This window comes from Herminiimonas fonticola (assembly GCF_040395855.1).
Classification (GTDB): domain Bacteria; phylum Pseudomonadota; class Gammaproteobacteria; order Burkholderiales; family Burkholderiaceae_D; genus Oxalicibacterium; species Oxalicibacterium fonticola_A.
Window position 1 is genome coordinate 37,713 of sequence record NZ_JBEBPO010000001.1, and the last position, 25,364, is coordinate 63,076.

The 25,364-nt window shown below is 51.5% G+C and carries 38 protein-coding genes; 2 read left to right on the top strand and 36 right to left on the bottom strand.

Annotated features, from left to right (window positions below; genetic code table 11):
• Positions 1-19: 19 nt before the first annotated feature.
• From msrP to ABWP27_RS00185, 4 genes are all read right to left on the bottom strand, one after another.
• Positions 20-1,000, bottom strand: a complete 981-nt coding sequence (gene msrP, locus ABWP27_RS00170; RefSeq protein ID WP_353152205.1) for a protein-methionine-sulfoxide reductase catalytic subunit MsrP — start codon at positions 998-1,000, stop codon at positions 20-22.
• Between the two features lie 120 nt (positions 1,001-1,120).
• Entirely contained in the window at positions 1,121-2,272 is a 1,152-nt protein-coding gene (gene ccsB, locus ABWP27_RS00175) for a c-type cytochrome biogenesis protein CcsB (RefSeq protein ID WP_353152207.1), read from the bottom strand.
• A 126-nt stretch (positions 2,273-2,398) separates the two neighbouring features.
• Complete coding sequence (locus ABWP27_RS00180; RefSeq protein ID WP_353152209.1) at positions 2,399-4,522, bottom strand: cytochrome c biogenesis protein ResB; 2,124 nt, start codon at positions 4,520-4,522, stop codon at positions 2,399-2,401.
• A gap of 145 nt (positions 4,523-4,667) precedes the next feature.
• Complete coding sequence (locus ABWP27_RS00185) at positions 4,668-5,324, bottom strand: c-type cytochrome (protein ID WP_353152211.1); 657 nt, start codon at positions 5,322-5,324, stop codon at positions 4,668-4,670.
• 161 nt (positions 5,325-5,485) lie between these two features.
• Here ABWP27_RS00185 and yihA point away from each other — a divergent pair, with 161 nt between their 5' ends.
• Together yihA and hemB are read left to right on the top strand one after the other, a co-directional pair.
• Positions 5,486-6,205 (top strand): ribosome biogenesis GTP-binding protein YihA/YsxC, encoded by a 720-nt coding sequence (gene yihA, locus ABWP27_RS00190; protein WP_353152213.1) that lies wholly within the window; start codon positions 5,486-5,488, stop codon positions 6,203-6,205.
• Between the two features lie 195 nt (positions 6,206-6,400).
• Positions 6,401-7,414: a porphobilinogen synthase gene (gene hemB, locus ABWP27_RS00195; protein ID WP_353152215.1), complete on the top strand. Its 1,014-nt coding sequence runs from the start codon at positions 6,401-6,403 to the stop codon at positions 7,412-7,414.
• Between the two features lie 99 nt (positions 7,415-7,513).
• Here the strand turns inward: hemB and ABWP27_RS00200 are convergent, their stop codons facing one another.
• From ABWP27_RS00200 to rpsJ, 32 genes are all read right to left on the bottom strand, one after another.
• On the bottom strand, positions 7,514-8,152 hold the full coding sequence (locus tag ABWP27_RS00200) for a peroxiredoxin (RefSeq protein ID WP_353152217.1): 639 nt from the start codon (positions 8,150-8,152) through the stop codon (positions 7,514-7,516).
• Positions 8,153-8,286: 134 nt separating this feature from the next.
• Positions 8,287-10,044, bottom strand: a complete 1,758-nt coding sequence (gene dsbD, locus ABWP27_RS00205) for a protein-disulfide reductase DsbD (protein WP_353152312.1) — start codon at positions 10,042-10,044, stop codon at positions 8,287-8,289.
• A gap of 82 nt (positions 10,045-10,126) precedes the next feature.
• Positions 10,127-10,468, bottom strand: coding sequence for a divalent-cation tolerance protein CutA (gene cutA, locus ABWP27_RS00210; protein WP_353152219.1), 342 nt, complete (start codon positions 10,466-10,468; stop codon positions 10,127-10,129).
• Positions 10,469-10,680: 212 nt separating this feature from the next.
• Entirely contained in the window at positions 10,681-11,076 is a 396-nt protein-coding gene (gene rplQ / locus ABWP27_RS00215) for a 50S ribosomal protein L17 (protein WP_353152221.1), read from the bottom strand.
• Positions 11,077-11,223: 147 nt separating this feature from the next.
• Positions 11,224-12,201, bottom strand: a complete 978-nt coding sequence (locus tag ABWP27_RS00220; protein ID WP_011872505.1) for a DNA-directed RNA polymerase subunit alpha — start codon at positions 12,199-12,201, stop codon at positions 11,224-11,226.
• Positions 12,202-12,295: 94 nt separating this feature from the next.
• Positions 12,296-12,919: a 30S ribosomal protein S4 gene (gene rpsD, locus ABWP27_RS00225; protein WP_353152223.1), complete on the bottom strand. Its 624-nt coding sequence runs from the start codon at positions 12,917-12,919 to the stop codon at positions 12,296-12,298.
• 176 nt (positions 12,920-13,095) lie between these two features.
• Complete coding sequence (gene rpsK, locus ABWP27_RS00230; protein ID WP_112990613.1) at positions 13,096-13,500, bottom strand: 30S ribosomal protein S11; 405 nt, start codon at positions 13,498-13,500, stop codon at positions 13,096-13,098.
• Positions 13,501-13,543: 43 nt separating this feature from the next.
• Positions 13,544-13,909, bottom strand: coding sequence for a 30S ribosomal protein S13 (gene rpsM, locus ABWP27_RS00235; protein WP_353152226.1), 366 nt, complete (start codon positions 13,907-13,909; stop codon positions 13,544-13,546).
• A gap of 28 nt (positions 13,910-13,937) precedes the next feature.
• Entirely contained in the window at positions 13,938-14,051 is a 114-nt protein-coding gene (gene rpmJ, locus ABWP27_RS00240; protein WP_012081231.1) for a 50S ribosomal protein L36, read from the bottom strand.
• Positions 14,052-14,090: 39 nt separating this feature from the next.
• Positions 14,091-14,309, bottom strand: a complete 219-nt coding sequence (infA, locus tag ABWP27_RS00245; RefSeq protein WP_005663428.1) for a translation initiation factor IF-1 — start codon at positions 14,307-14,309, stop codon at positions 14,091-14,093.
• A 20-nt stretch (positions 14,310-14,329) separates the two neighbouring features.
• The gene (gene secY / locus ABWP27_RS00250; protein WP_353152229.1) at positions 14,330-15,661 is read right to left on the bottom strand and encodes a preprotein translocase subunit SecY; all 1,332 of its coding nucleotides are present in this window, start codon (positions 15,659-15,661) and stop codon (positions 14,330-14,332) included.
• 25 nt (positions 15,662-15,686) lie between these two features.
• Complete coding sequence (rplO, locus tag ABWP27_RS00255) at positions 15,687-16,118, bottom strand: 50S ribosomal protein L15 (protein ID WP_011872510.1); 432 nt, start codon at positions 16,116-16,118, stop codon at positions 15,687-15,689.
• Positions 16,119-16,144: 26 nt separating this feature from the next.
• Positions 16,145-16,324 carry a 50S ribosomal protein L30 gene (rpmD, locus tag ABWP27_RS00260; RefSeq protein ID WP_011872511.1) on the bottom strand — a complete coding sequence of 60 codons (180 nt, stop codon included), beginning with the start codon at positions 16,322-16,324 and terminating at the stop codon, positions 16,145-16,147.
• Positions 16,325-16,334: 10 nt separating this feature from the next.
• On the bottom strand, positions 16,335-16,853 hold the full coding sequence (rpsE, locus tag ABWP27_RS00265) for a 30S ribosomal protein S5 (RefSeq protein WP_353152231.1): 519 nt from the start codon (positions 16,851-16,853) through the stop codon (positions 16,335-16,337).
• Between the two features lie 12 nt (positions 16,854-16,865).
• Positions 16,866-17,228 carry a 50S ribosomal protein L18 gene (rplR, locus tag ABWP27_RS00270; protein ID WP_011872513.1) on the bottom strand — a complete coding sequence of 121 codons (363 nt, stop codon included), beginning with the start codon at positions 17,226-17,228 and terminating at the stop codon, positions 16,866-16,868.
• Between the two features lie 9 nt (positions 17,229-17,237).
• The gene (gene rplF / locus ABWP27_RS00275; protein ID WP_353152234.1) at positions 17,238-17,771 is read right to left on the bottom strand and encodes a 50S ribosomal protein L6; all 534 of its coding nucleotides are present in this window, start codon (positions 17,769-17,771) and stop codon (positions 17,238-17,240) included.
• A 10-nt stretch (positions 17,772-17,781) separates the two neighbouring features.
• Positions 17,782-18,177 (bottom strand): 30S ribosomal protein S8, encoded by a 396-nt coding sequence (gene rpsH / locus ABWP27_RS00280; RefSeq protein WP_353152236.1) that lies wholly within the window; start codon positions 18,175-18,177, stop codon positions 17,782-17,784.
• A 14-nt stretch (positions 18,178-18,191) separates the two neighbouring features.
• A complete protein-coding gene (gene rpsN / locus ABWP27_RS00285) occupies positions 18,192-18,497 on the bottom strand; it encodes a 30S ribosomal protein S14 (protein WP_353152238.1) in 306 nt (101 codons plus the stop codon).
• Between the two features lie 7 nt (positions 18,498-18,504).
• A complete protein-coding gene (rplE, locus tag ABWP27_RS00290; RefSeq protein ID WP_353152240.1) occupies positions 18,505-19,044 on the bottom strand; it encodes a 50S ribosomal protein L5 in 540 nt (179 codons plus the stop codon).
• Between the two features lie 6 nt (positions 19,045-19,050).
• On the bottom strand, positions 19,051-19,365 hold the full coding sequence (gene rplX, locus ABWP27_RS00295; RefSeq protein WP_011872518.1) for a 50S ribosomal protein L24: 315 nt from the start codon (positions 19,363-19,365) through the stop codon (positions 19,051-19,053).
• Between the two features lie 9 nt (positions 19,366-19,374).
• Complete coding sequence (rplN, locus tag ABWP27_RS00300; RefSeq protein WP_014004403.1) at positions 19,375-19,743, bottom strand: 50S ribosomal protein L14; 369 nt, start codon at positions 19,741-19,743, stop codon at positions 19,375-19,377.
• A gap of 228 nt (positions 19,744-19,971) precedes the next feature.
• The gene (rpsQ, locus tag ABWP27_RS00305) at positions 19,972-20,244 is read right to left on the bottom strand and encodes a 30S ribosomal protein S17 (protein WP_011872520.1); all 273 of its coding nucleotides are present in this window, start codon (positions 20,242-20,244) and stop codon (positions 19,972-19,974) included.
• Positions 20,244-20,435, bottom strand: a complete 192-nt coding sequence (gene rpmC / locus ABWP27_RS00310; protein WP_011872521.1) for a 50S ribosomal protein L29 — start codon at positions 20,433-20,435, stop codon at positions 20,244-20,246. The genes rpsQ and rpmC overlap by 1 nt, the downstream gene beginning before the upstream one ends.
• 11 nt (positions 20,436-20,446) lie before the next feature.
• Positions 20,447-20,866 (bottom strand): 50S ribosomal protein L16, encoded by a 420-nt coding sequence (gene rplP / locus ABWP27_RS00315; protein WP_011872522.1) that lies wholly within the window; start codon positions 20,864-20,866, stop codon positions 20,447-20,449.
• Positions 20,867-20,868: 2 nt separating this feature from the next.
• Positions 20,869-21,717 (bottom strand): 30S ribosomal protein S3, encoded by an 849-nt coding sequence (rpsC, locus tag ABWP27_RS00320; RefSeq protein ID WP_353152244.1) that lies wholly within the window; start codon positions 21,715-21,717, stop codon positions 20,869-20,871.
• A 9-nt stretch (positions 21,718-21,726) separates the two neighbouring features.
• Positions 21,727-22,059, bottom strand: coding sequence for a 50S ribosomal protein L22 (rplV, locus tag ABWP27_RS00325; RefSeq protein ID WP_304780203.1), 333 nt, complete (start codon positions 22,057-22,059; stop codon positions 21,727-21,729).
• Positions 22,056-22,331: a 30S ribosomal protein S19 gene (gene rpsS, locus ABWP27_RS00330; RefSeq protein WP_008113170.1), complete on the bottom strand. Its 276-nt coding sequence runs from the start codon at positions 22,329-22,331 to the stop codon at positions 22,056-22,058. The genes rplV and rpsS overlap by 4 nt, the downstream gene beginning before the upstream one ends.
• Before the next feature lie 9 nt (positions 22,332-22,340).
• A complete protein-coding gene (gene rplB, locus ABWP27_RS00335) occupies positions 22,341-23,168 on the bottom strand; it encodes a 50S ribosomal protein L2 (RefSeq protein WP_353152246.1) in 828 nt (275 codons plus the stop codon).
• Complete coding sequence (gene rplW, locus ABWP27_RS00340; RefSeq protein WP_011872526.1) at positions 23,168-23,485, bottom strand: 50S ribosomal protein L23; 318 nt, start codon at positions 23,483-23,485, stop codon at positions 23,168-23,170. Before rplW ends, rplB begins: the two co-directional genes overlap by 1 nt.
• Complete coding sequence (gene rplD / locus ABWP27_RS00345) at positions 23,482-24,102, bottom strand: 50S ribosomal protein L4 (protein WP_011872527.1); 621 nt, start codon at positions 24,100-24,102, stop codon at positions 23,482-23,484. Before rplD ends, rplW begins: the two co-directional genes overlap by 4 nt.
• A gap of 3 nt (positions 24,103-24,105) precedes the next feature.
• Positions 24,106-24,780, bottom strand: a complete 675-nt coding sequence (rplC, locus tag ABWP27_RS00350; protein ID WP_353152249.1) for a 50S ribosomal protein L3 — start codon at positions 24,778-24,780, stop codon at positions 24,106-24,108.
• Between the two features lie 209 nt (positions 24,781-24,989).
• Positions 24,990-25,322, bottom strand: coding sequence for a 30S ribosomal protein S10 (rpsJ, locus tag ABWP27_RS00355; protein ID WP_012081250.1), 333 nt, complete (start codon positions 25,320-25,322; stop codon positions 24,990-24,992).
• Between the last annotated feature and the right edge of the window lie 42 nt (positions 25,323-25,364).

The window sequence follows — 25,364 nt, forward strand, 5'->3', positions numbered from 1 at the left end:
TCAATCGGCATTTTGAAGATCAGAAAAATTTCTTCAAATCCATGCCCGTATACAAGGAAGCAACCTGGTTATACCCGTTGAACATCAGGGTCGGACGCTTCTTGGTAAACAAGCCGTCTTCTCCTATGCGACGTTCGCTGGCCTGCGACCAGCGCGGGTGATCGACCTGCGGATTGACGTTGGAATAAAAACCGTATTCGCGCGGCGCGGCCAGATTCCATGCCGTGCGCGGCTGGTCTTTGACAAAGCGGATCTTGACAATGGATTTGGCCGATTTGAAACCATACTTCCAGGGCACGATCACACGCACCGGACCACCATTCTGATTTGGCAATACCTCGCCATACATACCCAGGGTCAGCAGCGTCAGCGGATGATTCGCTTCGTCGATGCGCAAGCCTTCGACATACGGCCAGTCCAGCACGGGGCGGCGCAGGCCGTGCATCGCTTCCTTGTCCTCAACCGTGACGAATTCGACGTATTTCGCATTCGAGGTAGGCTCAACTTTCTTGATCAGCTCGGCGAGTGAATAACCGCTCCACGGAATCACCATCGACCAGCCCTCGACGCAACGCAAGCGATAAATGCGTTCTTCCAACGGCGCCAGCTTCAGCAGGCTATCGATATCCAGCGTCATCGGTTTCTTGACTTCGCCTTCGATCGTTAGCGTCCATGGCCGCGTTTTCATCGCAGCGGCGTAGCGCGACGGACTTTCCTTGTCGGTACCGAATTCGTAGAAATTATTGTAACTAGTGGCGTCTTTATAAGACGTAGGCTTGTCGAGCACGACATAGGCCGGATTGGCTGTGGCGGCAAGCTTTTGCGCTGCGGGAGTTGCTGCGAACGCTTCGCGTGTCGCCATTTCCAGCAATGCGCCGCCGGCAATGGAGCCAAGCGCTATTTTTTGTATGAATGCACGACGCGATTCGAATACGGCGCGTGGCGTGATTTCAGATGCAAACGGAAGATCGATCCCGTTCTGATTACGTTTTATCAACATGGCAACTCCGTAAAAATGGTAATCCTTGTCTGTTCAGACCTGACAACCTTACAGGAGTTTCGCTATAAAAACCGAGGCTGCAAATATTGCGGATTTGCAGCCTCCATCCCGTGACCTTGCTTACAATTCGCCGTAGGAATGCAAGCCGGACAGGAACATATTCACGCCCAGGAAAGCAAACGTCGTGACCAGCAAACCGATGACTGCCCACCATGCTGCTACCTTGCCGCGCAAACCCTTCATCAAACGCATGTGCAGCCAGGACGCATAGTTGAGCCAGACAATCAGCGCCCAGGTTTCCTTCGGATCCCACGACCAGTAGCCGCCCCATGCTTCCGCTGCCCACAAGGCACCGAGAATCGTGGCAATGGTGAAGAATGCAAAACCGACTGCAATCGCCTTGTACATCACATCATCCAGCACTTCCAGTGCGGGCAGGCGATCAGCCAGTATGCCATGCGATTTCAGCAAGTAAGCGACCGCCACCATCGCCGCCAGTGAGAACGTGCCATAACCGATGAAGTTGGCGGGCACATGAATTTTCATCCACCAGCTTTGCAAGGCCGGCACCAGCGGTTGAATATCTGCGGCATCGCGGCTGACCGTATACCAGAGCAGGAAGCCGACCGCTGCACTAATCACCAGCAATACGAACGGCCCCAGCTGGCGGGTGGCGTAAATCTGTTCGTAGTACAAATAAAACAATGCCGTAATCATGCAAAAGAGGATGAACACTTCATACAGATTCGACACCGGAATATGCCCGACATCGGCGCCGATCAAATACGATTCGTACCAGCGCACCAGCATGCCGGCGAAGCCCATGATGACGGCCGCCCAACACAACTTGCTGCCGATAGAACCGCCTGTTTCCGAGCGTGTAATCAAGCCGCCCCAATAGAACAGCGTGGACAAAAGAAACAGCGTGCTCATCCACAGAATCGCCGACTGACTGGAAAGCAGATATTTCAGGAAAAATTTCTGCTCACCCATCGCCAGCACACCGCCGTACATGGATACCGCAGACAGGGCCAGCACTGCCAGTACAGCCATCAGCCAGCGCACCGATTTCCAGTACCAACCCAGCCACGCAAACGTCGGCGCGGCCAGCACGAGAATCGCTTCCTCGTAGATATCCATGTGATGACCGAAACGATTCAGCGCAAACAGCGACGCTGCCAGCAAGGCCAAACCGTACAGCCAGTCGATTATCGACAGCCGCTTAAAGAAACCCGGAGGTTGCGTATACATCTGCTCTTGTACAAGATCCATGACTATTCTCCGTAATGACTGCAACCGCTTGCAATAGCGCCTTCAATACGCATGCAAAATACGGTTTTCATTCCTTGTGCGAACCTGCAGGCAGGAAAAGGAACTCAGTATAATTGAGTCCACTTGTTAGCGTTGCTCCGGTCCTGATTGCTGCAGTTGCTGCTTCAATGCCTCAACTTCTTTCTCGAAATCCAGCGTCTTGCGCTGCGAACTCACAGCCATCAATGCCCGCGCACCGCCATCGTCTTCCGACTTGATCCAGATCCAGAGTCGGCGCTCACGAATATAAAACATTGAGAACACGCCGATGACAAGCAGAAGACAACCGAAATAAACGATATTTTTTCCCGGCGAACGGGTTACCTGCAACACCGATGCCTTGACTTCCTCAAAGCCCTGCAACTGCAGATAGACCGGGGAACCGTAAAAGAATGCATCGGAAAATGCATTCGCCGCCAGTTGCAAAAACCGGCCATGTTTTTCGTCCGGCTCTATCGTCTTCAATCCATCCTTTTCACGTGCAACCTGCCACAAATCCCACAAACTGCCATTCAGTATTTTCATGAAAATATCTGCCGCCTGTTCCTGCTCTTGTGGCGGGATTTTTTCGAGAAACCTGGAAACCGCCATATAACCGGCCTCGTCCGCATCGCCACCAAAAATCGTCAAACCTTTCAGCGACGAAGCCTGCAATTGTCCGCGCAATGCAGATGCATCTGTGCGGCCAGCCGGTAACGCACGGTTTGCATAACGCTGGGCCGCCAGCAGACGCAATTCCGGATTCAAAATGGCAGCGCGCAAGCGCATCCACTCATCCACCGTGTCATTATCATCAGCCGGAATTCGCAGGAAACGGAAAGGTTCGGCCGGAGATTCCCGCATACCGGCAAGGAAAACATAGGCACCATCAATCAGCATAGGCTGCATGTAATTGTTATATTCGCGCGCCTGCCCGTTCTTGTCGCGCAATTTGTATTGCACGCTCGGGCCGACGTTTTTCAGATCCTTGCTGTTGGCATTCTTGGCTGCCGAACCCAGGTGCTTGTCCAGGCTGGACGACATGAAACCTTTGGCCGGATTGACGGCACGCAGATCCTGCCCGGTCTGCGCCATGTTTTCGACGTTGAAGGCGCGGAAACCCGACCATTCAACCGTGTAATCACCACCCTTGCCGGTGCCCAGCGTAGACGTGTTGCCAACCTCACCCTGCATGGGAAACGCGACATGCCCCGCGCCCTGCATCGGATAAGCCGCCAGCTTCAGCTTGCTGCCGCCGTCCTCGAAACTCGATTGATACACGGCCACACCGCGATAGATCAACGGCTCGTTAACCTTGATGGTAGCCGGAAATACTTTTCCATTTTCGTGATCGGTCACAACCACATCGCTGGCAAACAACTTCGGCATGCCCGTCGAGTAATAATCGATGACGAATCTTTTCAGTTGTATCGTGAAGGGCAAATCCTGAATCAGCACGCCATCCTGCTGCGGAATAATGGCTGTACTGCTGCTGCTGCCTTCCGGAATCAGCGTATTGCCACGGAAAGTCGGATTACCCAACCCAAGTCGATGCTGCTCGGGAATTTGCGCAATGACACCACTGCCGGAAAACGGTGTTTTATCGAAAATAACTTTTTGTATGCGTATCGGCAATTCGGAGTCCAGCAAGCCGCCAATACAAATGATGACGATGGAGCTATGCGCAAAAATATAGCCCCATTTGTTGGCCGCACCTTGCCGGCCGGCGATCAGCGTTGCGCCCTCTTTCTCCACAACCTTGGTTTTATAGCCGTTGGCTGCAACGCGCGCCAGACTTTGCGCAGTCAATGCGGCGCGTGAAAACGGCACCCGCCACTCGGCCTTGTGGTGAAAATTGCGCAACGATTGCTCTCGCACATTTTCGCGCCAGCTGCGCATGTCCTTCAACATTTTCGGTGTATTGCGAATCAGGCATAACGAGGTCGAAATCACCAAAAACGCCATGATCAGCAAAAACCACCATGTCGAATACAGCGCATAAAGATTGAGTTTGGCGAATACCTCAAACCAGAATGGACCGAACTGATTAACGTAATTCGTCATCGGCTCGTTTTGCTTGAGCACCGTACCGATAATCGAGGCAATCGAAATCAATGTCAGCAAGCTGATGGCAAAACGCATCGAAGACAGCAATTCCACCGTATCCGCCAGCCAGCGACGGCTGGTTTTCAGTTCCCATCCACCCGTACTTGTTTCTGTTTCGCTCGTCATTCGCTCATCCTAAAACCGCATCTGCAACAACAACCCGTTGCCGTACAGGCAAGATACGGGGCGATTTCCCCGCACTAGCGCCGAAAAAGAAAAGGGGCAGCCCTTGGCTACCCCTTCGTTCATACTCTGGCAATTATTTTTATTATTATTTCAAACCAGCGACGTAGTCAGCAACCGCTTTGATCTCTTCGTCCGACATGCGTTTAACGATCTTGCTCATCTGATCGTTTTTACGTGCGCCGGTACGAAAGGCAATCAGCTGCGCTTCCGTATAAGTCTGGTGCTGACCAGCCAGGCGTGGGAATTGTGCCGGCAGACCGGCGCCGTTTGCACTGTGGCAGGCTGCGCAGGCAGGAACACTTTTCTCGGCAATACCGCCGCGGAAAATATGTTTGCCGAGTTCAACCGTATCCTTGTTTCTGGCCGCGCCCGGAGTCGGTTTCGACTTGTCGATATAGGCGATCAGGTTGCGGATGTCTTCTTCCGTCATGCCTTTGGCAATCGGCCCCATGATCGCGTTGTTGCGTGCGCCACTTTTAAAATCGAGCAATTGCTTGTGGATATACGCACCGTGCTGGCCGGACAGTTTCGGATTCTCTGCAATGGAAGAATTACCGGCAGCGCCATGACAAGCGATACAGGCAATAACGTTACGTGTTGCATCGCCGGTGTTATACAGTGCTTCGCCCTTGGCTGGATCGGCTTTGGCGACTTTCTTCTCTTCGGAAGCATGGCCAATAGAAGCGACCGCCAGCAATGCAACGAACAAGGATTTTACGATTGGTAAATAAACACGATTCATTCACACACCCTGAGACTTAATATTGAAATCTGCCCTATTGGCGACGTTTTTTACTGCAACCGCGTACGAGTTGGCCACTGCAGCCCAACAATGCGTAACCCCTTATTGTACAATAGCTTTCCGGCATTTTTGCCACCTCTTACGCATTTTCTGCTCATCCTATGTCCTTACTTTGGCAAGCCCGCTTCTTCACCACGGTGAATCATCTCCGTGATTTGCCAAATACGCAAGTCCCTGAAATCGCCTTTGCCGGCCGTTCTAACGCCGGCAAATCTACTGCAATCAACATTTTATCCAACCAGAAAAAGCTGTGTTTTGCCTCCAAAACACCAGGTCGTACGCAGCATATCAACTATTTTTCGATCGGCGGCGCGCATGTCGGCCAGCATCGCAAAGATGAAACAAAGGTTGAGGAAATCCGTGCCATGCTGGTCGATTTGCCAGGTTATGGCTATGCGGAAGTCTCCGGCTCCGCCAAGCATCACTGGCAGGAACTGCTGGGTGATTATGTGCAGCGTCGCGAACAACTCGCCGCATTAGTGCTGATTGTGGACTCGCGCCGACCGTTTACCGATCTCGATATCCAGATGCTGGAATGGTTTGCACCGACCGGCAAGCCGATACACTGCATCCTGACGAAATCGGACAAGCTGAATCGCAACGAATCCACGAATGCGCTGCGCACGGCCAATACCCTGCTGGCAAGTTACGTAGATGAATACGGCCAACCGTTTCCGTTTACTGCCCAATTGTTTTCCGCTCTCAAACGCACCGGCATCGACGAGGCCAACGACAAGATTCTGGAATTGCTGGGATTGAACGATGATGTGAACGAGGAATCACATAGCGAAACGGCAGGCGATGCCGGAAAAACTGAATAAAAAGATAAAAAAAAGCCCTGGAGAAAGGGGAGTATCTCCAGGGCAATAACGCCATATCGCATAGTACGACCTGGCCCCGCTCAGGGAGGAGAAGCGGGAGATGCAAAGCATCTGCTACTAGGACGAGCACGCGATCAAAAAGTTTCATTTATTTTGAGCGCTTTTTTAACCACACTCATCTTGCTGAAGACTGCCATGTCCAAACTTTTATCTAATGCACAATTTCCCGCCGTACGGATGCGTCGCATGCGCAAGGATGCATTCTCGCGCGCGATGATGCGTGAAAACGTATTAACACCGGCCGATCTGATTTATCCGGTATTTATTACCGAAGGCGTCAACCAGCGCGAGAAAATCGCCTCCATGCCAGGAGTCGAACGCTTGTCTGTCGATTTGCTGCTCAGCGTCGCCGAAGAATGCGTCGGCTTGCATATCCCGGTGCTGGCGCTCTTCCCCGTCATCAATGCATCGCTGAAAACGCCGGACGGTATCGAAGCCGGCAATCCGGATGGACTGGTGCCGCGCGCAGTACGTGAATTGAAAAAGCGTTTTCCGGAACTCGGCATTCTGACCGACGTCGCACTTGATCCCTACACCAGCCACGGCCAGGATGGCGTGCTGGATGCGCACGGTTACGTATTGAATGATGAAACCTGCTCCATTCTTACCAAACAGGCATTGGTCCATGCCGAAGCCGGCGTGGATATCGTCGCACCATCCGACATGATGGATGGCCGCATAGGCGCGATTCGCAATGCGCTGGAAGCCCATCACCATATCTACACGCGCATCATGGCGTATTCGGCCAAATACGCATCGGCATTTTACGGTCCGTTCCGCGATGCAGTCGGTTCCTCAGCCACGCTGGGGAAAAGCAACAAGGCAACCTACCAGATGGATCCAGCCAACAGCGATGAAGCCTTGCGGGAAGTTGCACTCGATCTCGCCGAAGGCGCCGACATGGTCATGGTCAAACCGGGCATGCCGTATCTGGATATCGTGCGTCGCGTCAAGGATGAGTTCAAGGTGCCTACCTTTGCCTATCAAGTCAGCGGCGAGTACGCAATGATCAAGGCCGCCGCACAACATGGCTGGCTCGATCATGACAAAACCATGATGGAAGCCATGATTGCCTTCAAGCGCGCCGGCGCCGACGGGGTACTGACTTACTTTGCACGCGATATTGCACGACGCCTGAAACTGGGCTGATCGCCCACTATTCGACATCCGGCAACAAGCACACTGAAATTCGGCATGCAAAAAAAAAAGCGTCCGCAAACGGACGCTTTTTTACTTGTCGCTATCGCCTTATTTATTCGGCTGCGGCGTCACGCGCAAATATGGACGCTCTGCCGTATAGCCTTTAGGGAATTTCTGCTTGATGACTGCTTCATCCTGTATCGACAAGGGAATAATCACGTCATCACCATCACGCCAGTTACCCGGTGTGGCAACGGTATAACCATCGGTCAATTGCAAGGCATCGATGGCGCGCAAAATCTCATCGAAATTACGTCCTACGCTCATAGGATAGGTCAGCGTCAAACGGATTTTCTTTTGTGGATCAATGATGAATACCGAACGCACGGTCGCAGTGACAGATTGGTTCGGATGAATCATGTCATACAAGACCGAAACGGATTTGTCTGCATCCGCCACAATAGGAAAACCAACTACCGTTTTTTGCGTGGCCTCGATATCCTTGATCCACGCCAGATGCTGGTCAGCCGGATCGACCGACAAGGCAATCGCCTTCACATTACGTTTGTCGAATTGCGGCTTCAATTTGGCGGTCAAGCCGAGTTCCGTTGTGCACACGGGCGTGAAATCGGCGGGATGTGAAAACAGGACAACCCACGAATTACCGGCCCATTCATGAAATTTGATTTTCCCGATCGAGCTATCCTGCTCGAAATCAGGGGCGATATCACCCAAACGTAATGTCATCATTTTCTCCTTTGTTGTGCAATCACAAGAATCTGACTATATCTGTGCCAGACAGTTTTCCCAACGACAAATATCGACTATACAAATAACGGGAAGCTATGATCATAGCGCAATGTGGCCCGCTATCGCATCTATCAAAGCTGCTTGATAAGCGCCAGCGATTGCGTGAACTTGTCGGCTTTTTGAAAACCGATTACACGACCGCCGCGAATTTCCTGTCCGCGCTTATCAAAGAAAATAATCGCCGGCGGGCCGAATAAATTGAAACGCCGCAACAATTCCTTATCGTACGCATTATTTTCCGTCACATCGATTTGCAGCAAGACCATGTCGGCGAATTGCACGCGTACCCGCGGATCGGTAAAGGTCAGTTTTTCCATTTCTATACACGAGACGCACCAGTCGGCATAGAAATCCAGCATCACGTTTTTACCACCAGCCTGTGCAATCGCCGCATCCAGCTCGGCACTGGTTTTTACACGCACAAAGGCTGGCTTGTGCACGCCATCTGCGCTCAAATGCGCCAACGGTGCCCATGCATCACGGCCGCCGGTGCTCACTCCCACCAATTGCGTCGCACCCAGAATGACAAACACCAATCCCAGTGCCTTGGCAAACCATTTGCCTTTACCCCACAATAAATAAGCGCCATAGGCAATTCCCAACGCTGCTGCAGCCAGCATTTGTGCGACCGCAGGAATAATCGGCGCAACCATCCAGACGGCAAGTGCCAGCATCAATACGCCGAAGAAGCGCTTGACGTCACTCATCCATGCACCGGTGCGCGGCAGCAGGGTTCCGGCCGAGGCGCCGACCAGCAGCAAGGGTACACTCATGCCAACCGCCATCGAAAACAATGCACTGCCGCCTATGGTGAGATCGCGCGTCTGGCTGATATAAACCAGGGCGCCTGCCAGCGGTGCAGCCACGCACGGGCCAACGATCAAGGCCGATAGTGCGCCCATGACAAATACGCCGATCAGCCTGCCCGTACTCTGCCGCTCTGAAACACGCGTCAGTCTGTGTTGCACAAATGCCGGCATCTGCAGGTGATACACATCAAACATCGACAATGCCAGGCCAACCATCAAAATAGCGAAGCCACTCAAAACCCAGGGGTTCTGCAATGCAGCCGACAATCCTTCACCAATCCATCCGGCCGCAAGACCCAGACAGGTATACACCAAAGCCATCCCGAGCGAATACACGGCAGCCAGCAACAAGCCGCGACTCCGTTTTGCCTGCGTGCCTTCGCCGATAATAATGCTGGATAAAATTGGCACCATAGGCAACACGCAAGGCGTAAATGCAAGGCCCAGACCCAGCAGAAAAAACAGCGGCAGTATCGTCAGCAATTTCCCGCTTTGCAACGTACGCTCTATGCGTCCCGTTTCCGAATCAAGCACAACATTTTTTATCGCATCATCGCTATCAGCAAGAATTTGCAAACCTTGATCCGATGCCCCGCTTTTCACTCCATCGCCTTGTGCAAACAAGCTTGCCTGTGAATCCATAGGGGAATAGCACAAACCTTTATCCGAGCATCCCTGACTGCTGGCCGTCAGCATAAAGCGCCCCGATGCCTGAACCGGGATACGTATCGTCACGCTGTTGCGATAGGTTTCCACATCCTTTTGAAATGTCTGATCGAATTTTATTTTCCCGGCAGGAATGACTGCATCGCCCAAAGTAGCGCCGCTGGCCTTGAATGCAAAACGCTCGCGGTACATATAATATTCATCGGCGATGGCATACGTGACAGCGATCGTTTTCGCATCAACCATGCGGGCCGAAAATTGAAAGGCGACTTCAGGCGCAAGGAAATCTTCATCAGCATGCGCCAGCAAAGGCAAGGTACACAGCAAGGCCAGCAAAACAAAAAAGCGAGGCATAACAGCCATTTTTCCAAACCCGCATCCAGCCTGCAGCAGAGAATGTGCACGAGGCGAGATCTGCGATATCAACAGCCATTTCTTAAACATTCCTATCCTTATTCGTTTCCTGCACAATCCAGTCGAGGTAAGCGGGCAAGCCATCGACAATCGGAATCGCAATGATCTCCGGCACAACATATGGATGTACCGCCTTGATCGCCGCCTCTAACGCCGCGTAATGCGCCGGGATCGTCTTGATTTGCAACGTTACTTCATTCGCCTCTTCCAGCGCACCTTGCCAATGATAGAGAGAGCGAACCGTCGGCAGGATATTGACACATGCTGCCAGGCGCGCTTCAAGCAGCGCACGCGCCAAGCGTCCTGCCACCTCTGCATCGGGCACATTCGTCAATACCAACAGGGTTTGATGAGAGAGGGGCATGAAGAAGCTGAACCCTTTGAGTGTAGCGAATGGATTTGATTCAATAGAACGTGATTCAGTCGCGATGGATCAGCGAAAAGCATGCAAGCGTCCCTTACCAGCGGCCTCTATCTTGCCACAAACATGCTTTTCTTGAAGGCGCGCAGAAAAAACAAAAGCCAGGCATCGCCTGGCTTTTATCATTTGTGCAACCGCATACTGCGGCGGCCGGCTTATTCGCCGCTATTGTCTTCTACAGCTTCCGTTGTTTCCGGACGATCGACCAATTCGATGAAAGCCATCGGTGCGTTGTCGCCAGCACGGAAACCCATTTTCAGGATACGCAGGTAGCCGCCGTTACGATTTGCGTAACGTGGGCCCAGTTCAGCGAACAGTTTGACAACCATTTCACGGTCGCGCAGACGGTTGAACGCCAAACGCTTGTTAGCCAGGCTGTCGGTTTTGCCGAGGGTCAGGATCGGTTCGATCACGCGACGCAGCTCTTTAGCTTTTGGCAATGTGGTTTTGATTGCTTCATGACGCAGCAGCGAAACAGTCATGTTGCGCAACATTGCGAGACGGTGGGAAGAAGTACGATTTAACTTACGAAGGCCGTGACGGTGACGCATGGTAATTCCTTTCAGTTTTTGAGTTTAAATCCAGTTCTTCTATCGGCATTGCAGCTAGCAATGGCGCGGACCGGTATCTATAATTTTTACGACGACGGATTCTACTACAAATTCATCGGGACAGAGTTGTCTCTGTCCCGGCAAAAATTACTTCTCCAAACCGGCTGGCGGCCAGTTTTCGAGTTTCATGCCCAGTGTCAAACCACGGGATGCCAGTACTTCCTTGATTTCATTCAGGGATTTACGGCCGAGGTTAGGCGTTTTGAGCAGTTCGTTTTCGCTACGCTGGATCAGATCGCCAATGTAGTAAATGTTTTCTGCTTTGAGGCAGTTAGCCGAACGAACTGTGAGTTCCAGATCATCCACTGGGCGTAACAGGATAGGATCGACTGCTGGTGCACGTGAAGGTGCATCTGCAGGTGCTTCTGTGCCTTCCAGCGCAGCGAATACATTCAACTGATCAACCAGAACACGAGCCGATTGACGAATCGCTTCTTCAGGTGTGATCACGCCGTTGGTTTCGATGTTGATGACCAGCTTGTCCAGATCGGTACGTTGCTCAACGCGAGCCGATTCAACAGCGTACGAAACGCGGCGAACTGGCGAGAACGAAGCGTCCAGAATGATACGACCAATGGTCTTGTTGGTATCTTCGGACAAACGACGCACGTTACCTGGCACATAGCCACGGCCTTTTTCGACTTTGATCTGCATGTCGAGTTTGCCGCCGGCGGTCAGGTGAGCAATCACGTGATCCGGATTAACGAGTTCTACGTCGTGTGGCAATTCGATATCGGAAGCCAGCACAGCGCCTTCGCCTTCTTTTTTCAAAGTCAGCGTGACATCGTCGCGGTTGTGCAACTTGAACACAACGCCCTTCAGATTCAACAGCAGGTCCACGACGTCTTCCTGCACGCCGTCGAGTGACGAATATTCGTGCACGACGCCAGCGATCGTGACTTCTGTCGGCGCGTAGCCAACCATCGAAGACAACAGGACGCGACGCAGCGCGTTACCCAGCGTATGACCGTAACCGCGTTCAAACGGCTCCATGACGACTTTGGCGTGACCTGCACCGAGTACTTCGACTTCAATAATACGTGGCTTCAACAAACTGTTTTGCATGAAATGTCCTTTTCAATACCCTCGGCTCATTACACCGATAAGGCTGATGGCATTACGAGAAAAGCCCACCAGAAGGTGGGCCGGGGATTCAGTATTAACGGGAATACAATTCGACGATCAGCGATTCGTTGACGTCGTTAGCGATTTCGCTGCGATCTGGAGCGGACTTGAAAGTACCTTCCATTTTTTTCGCATCAACAGCAACCCACGATGGCAGACCGATTTGTTCTGCCAGCGACAGTGCTTCAACGATACGCACTTGCTTTTTCGCTTTTTCACGAACGGCGATGATATCGCCTGGTTTAACTTGATACGAAGCGATGTTGACAACGATACCGTTGACGGTGAACGCCTTGTGCGAGACCAATTGACGGCCTTCAGCACGTGTCGAACCGAAACCCATACGATATACAACGTTGTCCAGGCGCGCTTCCAGCAACTTCAACAGTGTTTCACCGGTGTTGCCTTTACGACGATCAGCTTCAGCAAAGTAACGGCGGAATTGACGTTCCAGAATGCCGTACATGCGTTTTACTTTTTGCTTCTCACGCAATTGATTGCCGTAGTCAGAGGTACGAGCACCGGAAGTGCGACCATGTTGACCAGGTTTCGAATCAAGTTTGCATTTCGAGTCCAGCGAACGACGTGCGCTTTTCAGGAAAAGGTCGGTACCTTCACGACGAGAGAGTTTTGCTTTAGGTCCAATATAACGTGCCACGAGAATTTCCTTTAAATGTATGACGCCCCGAATGAATTTCTGAAGATCAAATTCAAATTCATTGAGCGCTAGTCTGGTCGACTTGCAATCAGACAGTGGGCTTACTTAAGAACAAAACCCGCCAAGGTCATTGGCGGGCAAATTACGGTACAACAGACTACCGTTGCAACGAATACTTAGATACGACGACGCTTTGGTGGGCGGCAACCGTTATGCGGCACTGGTGTGACGTCTTGAATCTGGGTAATTTTGATACCGAGATTGTTCAACGCACGAACCGAAGATTCGCGACCTGGACCTGGGCCCTTGATGCGCACTTCCAGATTCTTGATACCGCATTCGATCGCGACCTTGCCGGCGGCTTCAGCTGCAACCTGCGCTGCAAACGGGGTCGATTTACGCGAACCCTTGAAACCTGCACCGCCAGACGTTGCCCATGACAGCGCATTGCCTTGACGATCGGTGATCGTGATGATGGTGTTGTTGAAAGACGCGTGGATGTGCGCGATGCCTTCAGCAACGTTCTTTTTAACTTTCTTACGCACGCGTGCTGATGCGGCGTTATTAGGTGCTTTTGCCATAATTCTTTCCTTGAATCCGACGACTAGTCAAACTGCGCTAGGATTATTTTTTCAGCGATTGCGCTGCTTTACGCGGACCCTTGCGAGTACGAGCATTTGTACGTGTGCGTTGACCACGGCAAGGCAAGCCTTTGCGGTGACGCATACCACGATAGCAACCCAAGTCCATCAGGCGCTTGATGTTCATCGAGATTTCACGACGCAGATCGCCTTCTACGATGAATTTTGCAATTTCATCGCGCAGCTTTTCCAGTTCGCTATCGTCCAGATCTTTGACCTTTTTAGTGGTCAGAACACCAGTTGTGTCGCAAATTTTTTGCGCACGTGGGCGGCCAATACCATAAATAGCGGTCAGACCGATTACGGTATGTTGATGATTGGGTACGTTTACCCCTGCGATACGTGCCATTCGTTATTCCTCAATCAATAACGTTAAATTAACCTTGGCGCTGCTTATGACGCGGTTCGATGCAAATTACTCGAACGACGCCCTTGCGCTTGATGATCTTACAGTTGCGGCAGATCCGCTTGACTGATGCGAGCACTTTCATTTTTGCCCTCTTCCTTACAGTTCTTGATTCGTTTTAAAGTTACTTAGTACGGAACACGATTCGTGCCCTGCTTAGATCATAAGGCGTCAACTCTACCGTCACCTTGTCGCCAGGCAGAATGCGAATATAGTTCATGCGCATTTTCCCTGAAATATGACCAAGCACTACGTGCCCATTTTCCAACTTGACTCGAAATGTTGCGTTTGGGAGATTTTCTAGAATCTCCCCCTGCATTTGGATTACGTCGTCTTTTGCCATTCGTTTCGTTTTCCTCGCGCTTAACGCGTCGGAATTCCGCCCTTGAAGTTTGCCTTGCGGAGTAACGACTCATACTGTTGGGACATCACGTAGTTTTGTACTTGCGCCATGAAATCCATCGTTACCACTACAATAATCAGAAGCGATGTTCCACCGAAGTAGAACGGCACCTTCCAACGAGCAATCAGGAACTCAGGCAACAAACAAACCAGCGTAATGTAGACCGCGCCAGCCAACGTCAACCGAGTCAAAATCTTGTCAATGTACCGAGCGGTTTGATCGCCAGGACGAATACCCGGAACAAACGCACCACTCTTCTTCAAATTATCGGCTGTTTCTTTGCTGTTGAATACCAGTGCGGTATAGAAGAAGCAGAAGAAAACAATCGCAGCAGCATACAACAGTGCATGTATCGGTTCACCAGGCGCCATCGATGCAGCCAAATCTTTCAGGAAACGAACAACCGGGCTGGTCGTTTCGCCTGATGTGAACCAACTCGTAATCGTCGCCGGAAACAGAATGATCGACGAAGCGAAAATTGGAGGAATCACACCAGCCATATTCAGCTTCAGTGGCAAATGACTGCTTTGACCACCGTAAATCTTGTTACCAACTTGACGCTTGGCGTAGTTCACCAGAATCTTGCGCTGACCGCGTTCAATGAACACAACCAGATAGGTAACCGCTGCAACTACCAGACAGATCAGAATCGCCGACAATGCATTCATCGAACCGGTACGTACCAATTCAAACAAACCGGCAACTGCTGTTGGCAAACCTGCCGCAATACCTGCAAAAATGATGATCGAGATACCGTTGCCCAAACCGCGCTCGGTAATTTGCTCGCCCAACCACATCAAGAACATCGTGCCGGTAACCAGCGTAATTACTGTTGTCAGACGGAACGCCATACCTGGATCAATGACCAGATTAGCTTGCGACTCCAATGCAACAGCAATACCCAAACCCTGGAAAGTCGCCAGCAACAACGTGCCGTAGCGCGTGTACTGCGTAATCTTTCGACGGCCGGCTTCGCCTTCTTTCTTCAACGCTTCCATCTGCGGCGACACTACCGACATTAACTGCATGATGATCGATGCAGAAATGTAAGGCATGATGCCGAGCGCAAATACTGTAAAGCGGGACAACGCGCCACCGGAGAACATGTTGAACATGCCCAGGATGCCGCCTTGATTCTGCTTGAACAACTGCGCCAATTCGTCCGGATTGATCCCCGGGACAGGAATGTGCGCGCCAATGCGGAATACGATCAACGCACCAAGCAAAAACCACAGGCGATTCCATGGAAAACCACTGGATGCACCCTTAGCAAGCTGAGGAGTAGTTGCCACTATTTACTCCGTTATCAGACTAAACTTAAGCAACCGAACCGCCAGCGGCTTCGATCGCTGCTTTTGCGCCTTTTGTCGCGATCAGGCCTTTGAGTGTCACTTTTTTAGTGAGCTCACCGGACAGGATCACGCGAACGACACGTGCCAGTTCACCGATAACGCCAGCTTGTTTCAATGCCAGGATATCGATTTCCGTTACTGGCAATGCTTCCAGGTCGGACAAGCGAACTTCTGCTTTGTATGGCGTTGCCAGCGATTTGAAACCGCGCTTAGGCAAACGACGTTGCAAAGGCATTTGACCGCCTTCGAAACCGACTTTATGAAAACCGCCTGAACGGGATTTTTGACCTTTGTGACCACGGCCGGCTGTCTTGCCCAGGCCGGAGCCGATACCGCGACCGACGCGACGCTTGTAGTGCTTGGCGCCGTCTGCTGGTTGAATAGTATTCAATTCCATGATGTTCTCCGTGTGCAAGCCGAAGCTTACGACACCACTTTCACAAGGTACGATACTTTATTAATCATGCCGCGAACTGCCGGCGTATCTTCCAACTCGGAAACCGAATTGATACCGCGCAAGCCAAGGCCGCGAACGGTAGCACGATGTGTTTCGCGTGTGCCGATCAGACCTTTGACCAATTTAACTTTGACTGTATTTGCCATAGTGCTCACCTTAGCCCAGAATTTCTTCGACAGATTTGCCGCGTTTCGCTGCAATTTCCGAAGCTGTATTCATTTTTGCCAAGCCTTCCAGCGTCGCACGAACCATGTTGTAAGGGTTGGTCGAGCCAGTGGATTTCGCCACTACGTTCGTTACACCCATTACTTCAAAAATTGCGCGCATTGGACCGCCGGCAATCACACCGGTACCGTCTTTGGCTGGCAGCATCAAAACTGACGACGCGCCGTGCTTGCCGGTAACCGTATGTTGCAAAGTACCGTTTTTCAACGTGACTTTGATCATTTTGCGGCGTGCTTCTTCCATAGCTTTCTGTACGGCTACTGGCACTTCTTTCGACTTGCCTTTACCCATACCGATGCGGCCATCGCCATCACCAACGACTGCGAGTGCTGCGAAACCCATGATACGACCACCCTTGACCACTTTGGTCACACGGTTGACCGCGATCATTTTTTCGCGCATGCCGTCGTCCGGCTTCTCGCTTTGCATTTTCGATTGCATTTTTGCCATGACGATTCTTCCTTAGAACTTCAGACCAGCTTCACGCGCAGCTTCAGCAACTGCTTTAACGCGGCCGTGGTAACGGAAACCGGAGCGATCGAACGCAACTTCGGCGATTCCTGCTTTCAGTGCTTTTTCTGCAACGCGCTTACCGACCAGTGCAGCTGCGGCAACGTTACCGCCTGCGCCCGATTGGCCAGCCAACTCTTTACGCACTTCAGCTTCAGCGGTCGAAGCAGAAGCCAGTATTTTGGCATCCGGTCCGATGATGCTCGCGTAGATGTGCAAGTTGGTGCGATGCACTGCCAGGCGGATAACCTTCAACTCGGCGATCTTGGCCCGAGTTTGGCGTCCGCGGCGCAGACGTGATTGTTTCTTATCCATCGTCAACCCTTACTTCTTCTTGGTTTCTTTAATCACAACCACTTCGTCCGAATAACGAACGCCCTTGCCTTTATATGGCTCAGGCGGACGGTAAGCACGGACTTCAGCAGCTACCTGACCAACGCTTTGGCGATCAATCCCTTTAATCAGGATCTCGGTCTGGGTCGGCGTCTCAACCTTGATACCAGCTGGCATCGAGTGAACGACCGGATGCGAGAAGCCCAAGGAAAGATTCAACTTGTCGCCTTGCGCTGCAGCACGGAAACCAACACCAACCAGCGTCAATTTCTTTTCAAAGCCTTTGGTTACGCCATTGACCATGTTATTGACCAATGCGCGCAAGGTACCCGACATCGCATTTGCTTCGCGGCTGTCGTTAGCTGGCTTGAAATTCAATGTACCGCTAGCGTTCTCGATTTGCACCAGGCCATTCAATGCCTGGGACAAGGAGCCCAACGGGCCTTTAACTGTAATTTGCGCTGCAGTAATGGTCGCTTCCGCGCCACTAGGCAGTGCAATCGGCATTTTACCTACACGAGACATATTGCACTCCTTAGGCGACGTAGCAAATAACTTCGCCACCGACACCGGTTGCGCGCGCTTTGCGGTCAGTCATGACACCCTTAGGTGTCGACACAATCGCCACACCCAAACCGTTCATGACGTTTGGAATGTCATCTTTGCCTTTGTAGACGCGCAACCCTGGACGGGACACACGCTCCAAACGCTCGATAACTGGACGACCGGCATAATATTTCAAACCGATTTTCAGTTCTGCCTTACCAGCATCTTCTGTCACGGCGTAGTCTTCAATGTAACCCTCGTCACGCAGGACGTTGGCGATGGCAATTTTGACTTTCGACGATGGCATTGCCACCGACGTTTTTTGCACAACTTGCGCATTGCGGATACGGGTCAGCATATCGGCGATAGGATCGCTCATACTCATTGCTTATTCTCCTATTACCAGCTGGCTTTAGTCATACCCGGAATTTCACCACGCATGGCGATTTCACGGAGCTTAATACGGCCCAAACCGAACTTACGGAAAGTGCCACGCGGGCGACCAGTCAAAGCGCAACGGTTACGTTGACGAGTAGGAGCCGAGTTACGTGGCAACGCCTGCAATTTCAGGCGCGCTTCGTAGCGCTCTTCTTCCGACTTCGATTGGTCATCAATGATTGCCTTCAACTCAGCGCGTTTGCCGGCGTATTTCTTCACCAGGTCTGCACGCTTTTGTTCACGGTTAATCAGTGCCAGTTTTGCCATGGCAACCTCAGTTTCTGAACGGAAATTTAAATGCGGCGAGAAGCGCTTTTGCTTCATCGTCGGTCTTTGCAGTTGTCGTGATACTGATATTCATACCACGCAATGCATCAATTTTGTCGTATTCAATTTCGGGGAAAATGATCTGCTCTTTCACACCGATATTGTAGTTACCACGACCATCGAATGCCTTACCCGAAATACCACGGAAATCGCGCACACGTGGCAACGCAACCGTAATAAAGCGATCAAGGAATTCGTACATCTGAGCGCCACGCAAAGTCACCATACAACCGATTGGATAACCTTCACGGATTTTGAAACCCGCAATCGCTTTACGCGCCTTGGTCACAACCGGTTTCTGACCTGCAATCTTGGTCAAGTCGCCAACTGCGTGCTCGATGATCTTTTTGTCCGCAATCGCTTCCGACAGACCCATGTTCAGGGTGATCTTCAGGATGCGCGGAACTTCCATTACCGACTTGTACGCGAATTTCGCGGTCAAATCGCCAACGACTTTTTCTTTATAGAATTCTTGGAGACGGGCCATGATCTCTTAAACCTTCACTGCTTCGCCGCTTGACTTGTAAACGCGGACTTTTTTACCGTCCACATCTTTAAAGCCAGCACGATCTGCCTTGCCGGTTGCTGCATTGAACAACGCAACATTCGACACATGAATTGGCATCAGCTTATCGACGATGCCGCCAGTTGCACCTGTCATCGGGTTAGGCTTGGTCGCTTTTTTAGCAACGTTCACACCCTCGACAACCAGGTAATTAGCGTCAACGCGACGTTGCACAACGCCACGCTTACCCTTGTCTTTGCCAGTCAGCACAATGACTTCGTCGCTTTTACGAATCTTATCCATCACGACTCCTTACAGAACTTCAGGCGCGAGAGAAACGATTTTCATGAAGCGCTCAGTGCGCAGTTCACGTGTAACCGGTCCAAAAATACGCGTACCAATTGGTTCCAGCTTTGCATTCAGCAAAACTGCTGCATTGCCGTCGAACTTGACGAGGGAGCCATCTTGACGACGAACACCTTTGGCAGTACGCACAACAACTGCGTTATAAATTTCGCCTTTTTTCACGCGACCACGTGGCGCAGCAACTTTGACGGTGACTTTGATCACATCGCCAATGCTTGCGTAACGGCGCTTTGAACCGCCGAGCACCTTGATGCACATTACTTCGCGAGCACCCGTGTTGTCGGCTACTTCGAGCCGGCTTTCAGTTTGAATCATAGTGTTTTCTTTCCCAACTTAACCCGCTTTGCACACAACGCGCATTGCGGTCAGTCTTGGTCTCGGCAGCCCGCCGAAAGCAGACTGATGAGGTGGACGATTTTAAAACTTCGATTAGCACCATTACTTCCTGGCACCAAAACTTTTACTGCCTTTCCTGCAACTCAAAACATTGCAAGAACGAAGCCCGCTATTATTACACCGAAATAGCGGGCCTGCAACAACTAATTAAACTATTTGCGCAGCTTGTACAACGCGCGTCACGGTCCAGGCTTTAGTCTTGGAGATCGGACGACCTTCTTGAATCTCGACCGTATCGCCAGCTTTTGCCTGGTTGCCTTCATTGTGCGCATGATACTTGTTCGAACGCATAATGATTTTGCCGTACAAAGGATGCTTGACGTGACGCTCGATCAGCACGGTTACGGTCTTGTCCATCTTGTCAGACACAACTTTGCCAATCAACGTACGCTTAAGCGCTTGTTTTACTTGATCGTTCATTATTTGGCGTCCTTCTGATTCATGACCGTTTTCACACGTGCTATGTCGCGACGTACTTTTTTCAGCTGCGACGTGTTGTTCAGCTGTTGTGTTGCAATCTGCATGCGCAGACCGAACTGCGCTTTCAGCAGATCGTTCAGTTCTTTGGTCAAAGCCGCTTGGTCTTTGCCTTGGAGTTCAGATGCTTTCATGTTCGCCCCTATCATTGGCCGACTTGACGAACGACGAACGTGGTCAACAGCGGCAGCTTAGCTGCAGCCAACCGGAACGCTTCGCGTGCCAGAGCCTCGTCCACACCATCCATCTCGTACAACATTTTGCCTGGCTGAATCTCAGCCACGTAGTATTCCGGATTACCCTTACCGTTACCCATACGGACTTCAGCAGGCTTGTTCGAAATTGGCTTGTCCGGGAAAATACGAATCCAGATACGGCCACCACGTTTGATGTGACGCGTCATTGCACGACGCGCCGCTTCAATTTGACGCGCTGTGATACGACCGCGACCAATTGCCTTCAAACCGAATTCGCCAAACGATACGGCGGTGCCGCGCGAGTGGGAAATACCGGTGTTACGGCCTTTTTGCTCTTTACGATATTTTCTGCGTGCTGGTTGCAGCATGATTATTCTCCTGCTTTCTCAGCCGAAACAGCACCGTCAACAGCGGCATCCGGCTTTTTAGCACGAACACGTTTCGCAGCCGGTGCGGCGCCTGGTGCAGCAGCACCTGGTTGGCCTTCTGGGCGTGCAGTACGTGGACGGCTGCTTGGTTTGCCATCGTCACGGCGTGGGCCACGACGCTTGGTGTCATCTTCTTTGGTCAGGTCGACTGGCGGTTCGCCGCTAGGCAGACGATCGCCTTTGTAGACCCAGACCTTGATACCGATGATGCCGTAGGTGGTTTCAGCTTCGCCAAAACCGTAATCGATCTCTGCACGCAGTGTGTGGAGTGGCACGCGACCTTCGCGATACCATTCTTTACGTGCGATCTCGATACCGTTCAAACGACCGGACGACATGATCTTGATACCTTGTGCGCCGAGGCGCATGGCGTTTTGCATCGCGCGCTTCATTGCACGACGGAACATGATGCGTTTTTCCAATTGCTGTGCAATCGAATCAGCGATCAGTTGTGCGTCGGTTTCAGGCTTGCGAATTTCTTCGATATTCACATGAACCGGCACGCCCATCATTTTGGTCAGCGCGGATTTCAATACTTCAATGTCTTCGCCTTTTTTACCGATCACGACACCAGGACGCGAGCTGTAAATTGTAATGCGAGCATTTTTTGCCGGACGCTCAATAATGACGCGGCCAACCGAAGCATTCTTCAGTTTGGTCTTCAGGTATGCGCGAACTTTGAGATCTTCGTTGAGCATGGTGGCAAAATTGCTATTGCCAGCATACCAACGCGATGCCCAGTTGCGTGTAACCGCAAGGCGGAAACCGGTTGGATGTATCTTCTGTCCCATCGTGACTCCTTAGTTACCGACAGTCACGTAAATGTGACAGGATTGTTTAGAGATACGATCACCCCGGCCTTTAGCGCGTGCTGTGAAGCGCTTCAGGATCGGGCCCTTTTCAACGTAGATCGTTTTCACGAACAATTCGTCGATGTCAGCACCGTCATTGTGCTCGGCGTTCGCAATTGCGGACTCCAACACACGCTTGATGATAGCCGCGCCTTTTTTAGGGCTGAACTGCAGCAGGTTCAGAGCAGCGTCAACTTTCTTGCCGCGGATTTGATCCGCAACCAGACGACCCTTCTGATCCGACAGGCGCACGCCTTTGAGGATAGCTTTAGTTTCCATTATTTCTTAGCCTTCTTGTCAGCAGCGTGGCCCTTGAACGTACGGGTCAGCGCGAATTCGCCAAGTTTATGACCAACCATGTTTTCCGAAACATACACCGGGACGTGTTGCTTGCCGTTATGCACAGCAATTGTCAGACCGATGAAATCCGGCATGATGGTCGAACGGCGGGACCATGTTTTGATTGGCTTTTTGTCTTTGATCGCTTGCGCGGTTTCGACTTTTTTCACCAGGTGGGCGTCGCAAAACGGCCCTTTTTTCAATGAACGTGTCATGTCTTATCCTTATTTCTTGCCGCGGCGCGAGACGATCATGGAAGTCGTGCGCTTGTTGCGACGCGTCTTCTTGCCCTTAGTCTGCTGGCCCCATGGCGATACCGGATGACGACCTGCTGCCGTTTTGCCTTCACCACCACCGTGTGGGTGATCGACCGGGTTCATGACCACACCGCGAACGGTAGGACGAACACCACGCCAACGCATCGCACCTGCTTTACCGATTTTACGCAAGCTGTGTTCGGCATTGCCGACTTCACCTACGGTTGCACGGCATTCGATGTGTACACGACGCACTTCACCGGAACGCAAGCGAACTTGAGCGTACACGCCTTCACGCGCCATCAATACCACGCCGGCACCAGCTGTACGCGCCATTTGCGCGCCCTTGCCAGGCAACATTTCAACGCAGTGCATGATCGTACCGACTGGGATATTGCGAATTGGCAAACAGTTGCCCGATTTGATCGGTGCTTCCGAACCATTCATCACTTGATCGCCGACAGCCATACCTTTGGTTGCGATGATGTATTGACGCTCACCATCCGCATACAACACCAGCGCAATGTTCGCCGTGCGGTTTGGATCGTATTCGATACGTTCCACTTTCGCAGGGATACCATCTTTGGTGCGCTTGAAGTCGATAACGCGATAGTGCTGCTTGTGCCCACCACCGATATGACGGGTGGTGATGTGGCCGTTGTTGTTACGGCCGGCAGTTTTCGATTTCTTTTCGAGCAAGCCTGCGAATGGACGGCCTTTGTACAGGTCGGCATTGACGACCTTGACCATGCCACGACGACCAGGCGAGGTCGGCTTGACTTTAACGAGTGCCATTATTTAGCCTCCTCGGTGAAGTTGATTTCTTGACCAGGCTTCAGGCAAACAAACGCACGACGCGTGTGGTTGCGACGACCATTGAAGCGGCCCGAACGTTTTTGCTTACCTTGACGATTGGCAACTTGAACAGATTCAACTTGAACCTTGAACAGCAACTCAACCGCAGCTTTGATTTCCAGCTTGGTCGCATCAGGCATCACGAGGAAAACGACTTGCTCGTTTTTCTCGGCAACAAAAGTTGCCTTCTCGGAAATAACTGGCGCCAGCAACACTTTCATCAAGCGTTCTTCGCTGTGTTTGATAACTGCGCTCATGCCAGCATCTCCTCAATCTTGGCCAATGCCAATTTCGTGATCAGGATCTTCTTGTAGAAGACCAGCGAAACTGGATCAGCATGACGTGGCTCGCAAATCAGCACGTTAGGCAGATTGCGCGATGCCAACAACAGGTTTTCATCCAGGCTGTCAGTGATGACGAGCACGGAATCCAGACCCATACCTTTCAATTTTTGCGACAAGAGCTTGGTCTTAGGCGCATCAACCGACAGGCTTTCGATTACGGAGAGACGACCTTCACGAGCCAACTGCGAGAGGATCGAGCAGAGACCTGCGCGATACATCTTTTTGTTAACTTTGTGCGAGAAGTTTTCATCAGGCGAGTTCGGGAAAATCCGACCGCCGCCGCGCCACAAAGGCGAAGACGACATACCAGCACGAGCACGGCCCGTACCTTTTTGACGCCAAGGCTTTTTGGTTGTGTGATGAACTTCTTCACGATCTTTTTGCTTGCGATTACCGCTGCGTGCGTTGGCTTGATAGGCAACGACGACTTGGTGAATCAGGGCTTCGTTGTAATCGCGGCCAAAAATGGTATCTGGCGCAGCAACGTTCGAAGACGATTGACCTTGGTCATTCAGGAGCTTGAGTTCCATGAATTAAGCCCCCTTCTTTGCTTTGACTTTAATAGCCGGCGAAACAATCACCTGACCATTTTTTGCGCCTGGCACTGCACCCTTAACCAACAACAGTTGGCGATCAGCATCAATACGAGCGATCTCAAGGTTTTGCATAGTGCGAGTCACATCACCCAGGTGACCGGTCATGCGCTTACCAGGGAAAACACGACCTGGATCTTGCGCCATACCGATGGAGCCTGGAACGTTATGCGAACGCGAGTTACCGTGCGTTGCGCGACCGGAACCGAAGTGATAACGCTTGATAACACCAGCGTAACCCTTACCGATCGACACACCCTGCACATCTACTTTTTGACCGACTTCGAACAGGCTGGCAGCGATAACATCGCCAACTTTCAGCTCGGAAGCAGCAGTAGTGGAAACACGGAATTCTTTGAGGACGGAGCCAGCTTCAACACCTGCTTTGGCGTGATGCCCAGCAGAAGCTTTATTGACACGGGAAGCACGGCGGCTGCCGAAAGCGACCTGGACAGCCGAATAACCATCGACGTCAGGCGTTTTGATTTGCGTCACACGATTGTTAGACACGTCCAACACGGTCACAGGAATTGAATCCCCGTCATCCGTGAAGATGCGCATCATACCAACCTTGCGACCAAGCAGGCCTTGGCCTTTATCTTGGTTTTGGTTCATTTTTTCTCCATTCCCACCTACGATTGGGCGGGGCTGATATATAAAAACTACTTAAAACTACGAAATGCGACAAGGATTCCAAATGGGAATCCTCAGCGAAGCCCGAGATTATAACTGGCAAACAGCACTTCCACAACACATAAATGCGTGAATTGTTGCTGCCTGCCGTTTAAATACGGGGCATATTCCGCCCCGTATTATAAAAACAATTACTGCAGTTTGATTTCTACATCAACGCCAGCAGGCAAATCCAGTTTCATCAATGCATCAACTGTTTTGTCCGTAGGATCAACGATGTCCATCAGGCGCACGTGCGTACGAATTTCGAATTGATCACGTGATGTCTTGTTGACGTGCGGCGAACGCAAAACGTCAAAGCGCTGGATACGTGTTGGCAATGGCACTGGGCCTTTGACGACTGCGCCGGTACGCTTGGCTGTATCAACGATTTCGAGTGCCGATTGATCGATCAAACGGTAATCGAAAGCTTTCAGACGAATACGGATCTTTTGGTTTGGAGCTGATTTCGGTGCTGTAGACATGTTCATTCCTTAAAAGAGCGAGCCGCGAGTGAGTGAACACTC

Coding starts and splice junctions, on each gene's coding strand:
- msrP (WP_353152205.1), bottom strand. CDS start 1,000: ATGTTGATAAAACGTAATCAGAACGGGATCGATCTTCCGTTTGCATCT.
- ccsB (WP_353152207.1), bottom strand. CDS start 2,272: ATGGATCTTGTACAAGAGCAGATGTATACGCAACCTCCGGGTTTCTTT.
- ABWP27_RS00180 (WP_353152209.1), bottom strand. CDS start 4,522: ATGACGAGCGAAACAGAAACAAGTACGGGTGGATGGGAACTGAAAACC.
- ABWP27_RS00185 (WP_353152211.1), bottom strand. CDS start 5,324: ATGAATCGTGTTTATTTACCAATCGTAAAATCCTTGTTCGTTGCATTG.
- yihA (WP_353152213.1), top strand. CDS start 5,486: ATGTCCTTACTTTGGCAAGCCCGCTTCTTCACCACGGTGAATCATCTC.
- hemB (WP_353152215.1), top strand. CDS start 6,401: ATGTCCAAACTTTTATCTAATGCACAATTTCCCGCCGTACGGATGCGT.
- ABWP27_RS00200 (WP_353152217.1), bottom strand. CDS start 8,152: ATGACATTACGTTTGGGTGATATCGCCCCTGATTTCGAGCAGGATAGC.
- dsbD (WP_353152312.1), bottom strand. CDS start 10,044: ATGCCTCGCTTTTTTGTTTTGCTGGCCTTGCTGTGTACCTTGCCTTTG.
- cutA (WP_353152219.1), bottom strand. CDS start 10,468: ATGCCCCTCTCTCATCAAACCCTGTTGGTATTGACGAATGTGCCCGAT.
- rplQ (WP_353152221.1), bottom strand. CDS start 11,076: ATGCGTCACCGTCACGGCCTTCGTAAGTTAAATCGTACTTCTTCCCAC.
- ABWP27_RS00220 (WP_011872505.1), bottom strand. CDS start 12,201: ATGCAAAACAGTTTGTTGAAGCCACGTATTATTGAAGTCGAAGTACTC.
- rpsK (WP_112990613.1), bottom strand. CDS start 13,500: ATGGCAAAAGCACCTAATAACGCCGCATCAGCACGCGTGCGTAAGAAA.
- rpsM (WP_353152226.1), bottom strand. CDS start 13,909: ATGGCACGTATCGCAGGGGTAAACGTACCCAATCATCAACATACCGTA.
- rpmJ (WP_012081231.1), bottom strand. CDS start 14,051: ATGAAAGTGCTCGCATCAGTCAAGCGGATCTGCCGCAACTGTAAGATC.
- infA (WP_005663428.1), bottom strand. CDS start 14,309: ATGGCAAAAGACGACGTAATCCAAATGCAGGGGGAGATTCTAGAAAAT.
- rplO (WP_011872510.1), bottom strand. CDS start 16,118: ATGGAATTGAATACTATTCAACCAGCAGACGGCGCCAAGCACTACAAG.
- rpmD (WP_011872511.1), bottom strand. CDS start 16,324: ATGGCAAATACAGTCAAAGTTAAATTGGTCAAAGGTCTGATCGGCACA.
- rpsE (WP_353152231.1), bottom strand. CDS start 16,853: ATGGCAAAAATGCAATCGAAAATGCAAAGCGAGAAGCCGGACGACGGC.
- rplR (WP_011872513.1), bottom strand. CDS start 17,228: ATGGATAAGAAACAATCACGTCTGCGCCGCGGACGCCAAACTCGGGCC.
- rplF (WP_353152234.1), bottom strand. CDS start 17,771: ATGTCTCGTGTAGGTAAAATGCCGATTGCACTGCCTAGTGGCGCGGAA.
- rpsH (WP_353152236.1), bottom strand. CDS start 18,177: ATGAGTATGAGCGATCCTATCGCCGATATGCTGACCCGTATCCGCAAT.
- rpsN (WP_353152238.1), bottom strand. CDS start 18,497: ATGGCAAAACTGGCACTGATTAACCGTGAACAAAAGCGTGCAGACCTG.
- rplE (WP_353152240.1), bottom strand. CDS start 19,044: ATGGCCCGTCTCCAAGAATTCTATAAAGAAAAAGTCGTTGGCGATTTG.
- rplX (WP_011872518.1), bottom strand. CDS start 19,365: ATGGATAAGATTCGTAAAAGCGACGAAGTCATTGTGCTGACTGGCAAA.
- rplN (WP_014004403.1), bottom strand. CDS start 19,743: ATGATTCAAACTGAAAGCCGGCTCGAAGTAGCCGACAACACGGGTGCT.
- rpsQ (WP_011872520.1), bottom strand. CDS start 20,244: ATGAACGATCAAGTAAAACAAGCGCTTAAGCGTACGTTGATTGGCAAA.
- rpmC (WP_011872521.1), bottom strand. CDS start 20,435: ATGAAAGCATCTGAACTCCAAGGCAAAGACCAAGCGGCTTTGACCAAA.
- rplP (WP_011872522.1), bottom strand. CDS start 20,866: ATGCTGCAACCAGCACGCAGAAAATATCGTAAAGAGCAAAAAGGCCGT.
- rpsC (WP_353152244.1), bottom strand. CDS start 21,717: ATGGGACAGAAGATACATCCAACCGGTTTCCGCCTTGCGGTTACACGC.
- rpsS (WP_008113170.1), bottom strand. CDS start 22,331: ATGACACGTTCATTGAAAAAAGGGCCGTTTTGCGACGCCCACCTGGTG.
- rplB (WP_353152246.1), bottom strand. CDS start 23,168: ATGGCACTCGTTAAAGTCAAGCCGACCTCGCCTGGTCGTCGTGGCATG.
- rplW (WP_011872526.1), bottom strand. CDS start 23,485: ATGAGCGCAGTTATCAAACACAGCGAAGAACGCTTGATGAAAGTGTTG.
- rplD (WP_011872527.1), bottom strand. CDS start 24,102: ATGGAACTCAAGCTCCTGAATGACCAAGGTCAATCGTCTTCGAACGTT.
- rplC (WP_353152249.1), bottom strand. CDS start 24,780: ATGAACCAAAACCAAGATAAAGGCCAAGGCCTGCTTGGTCGCAAGGTT.
- rpsJ (WP_012081250.1), bottom strand. CDS start 25,322: ATGTCTACAGCACCGAAATCAGCTCCAAACCAAAAGATCCGTATTCGT.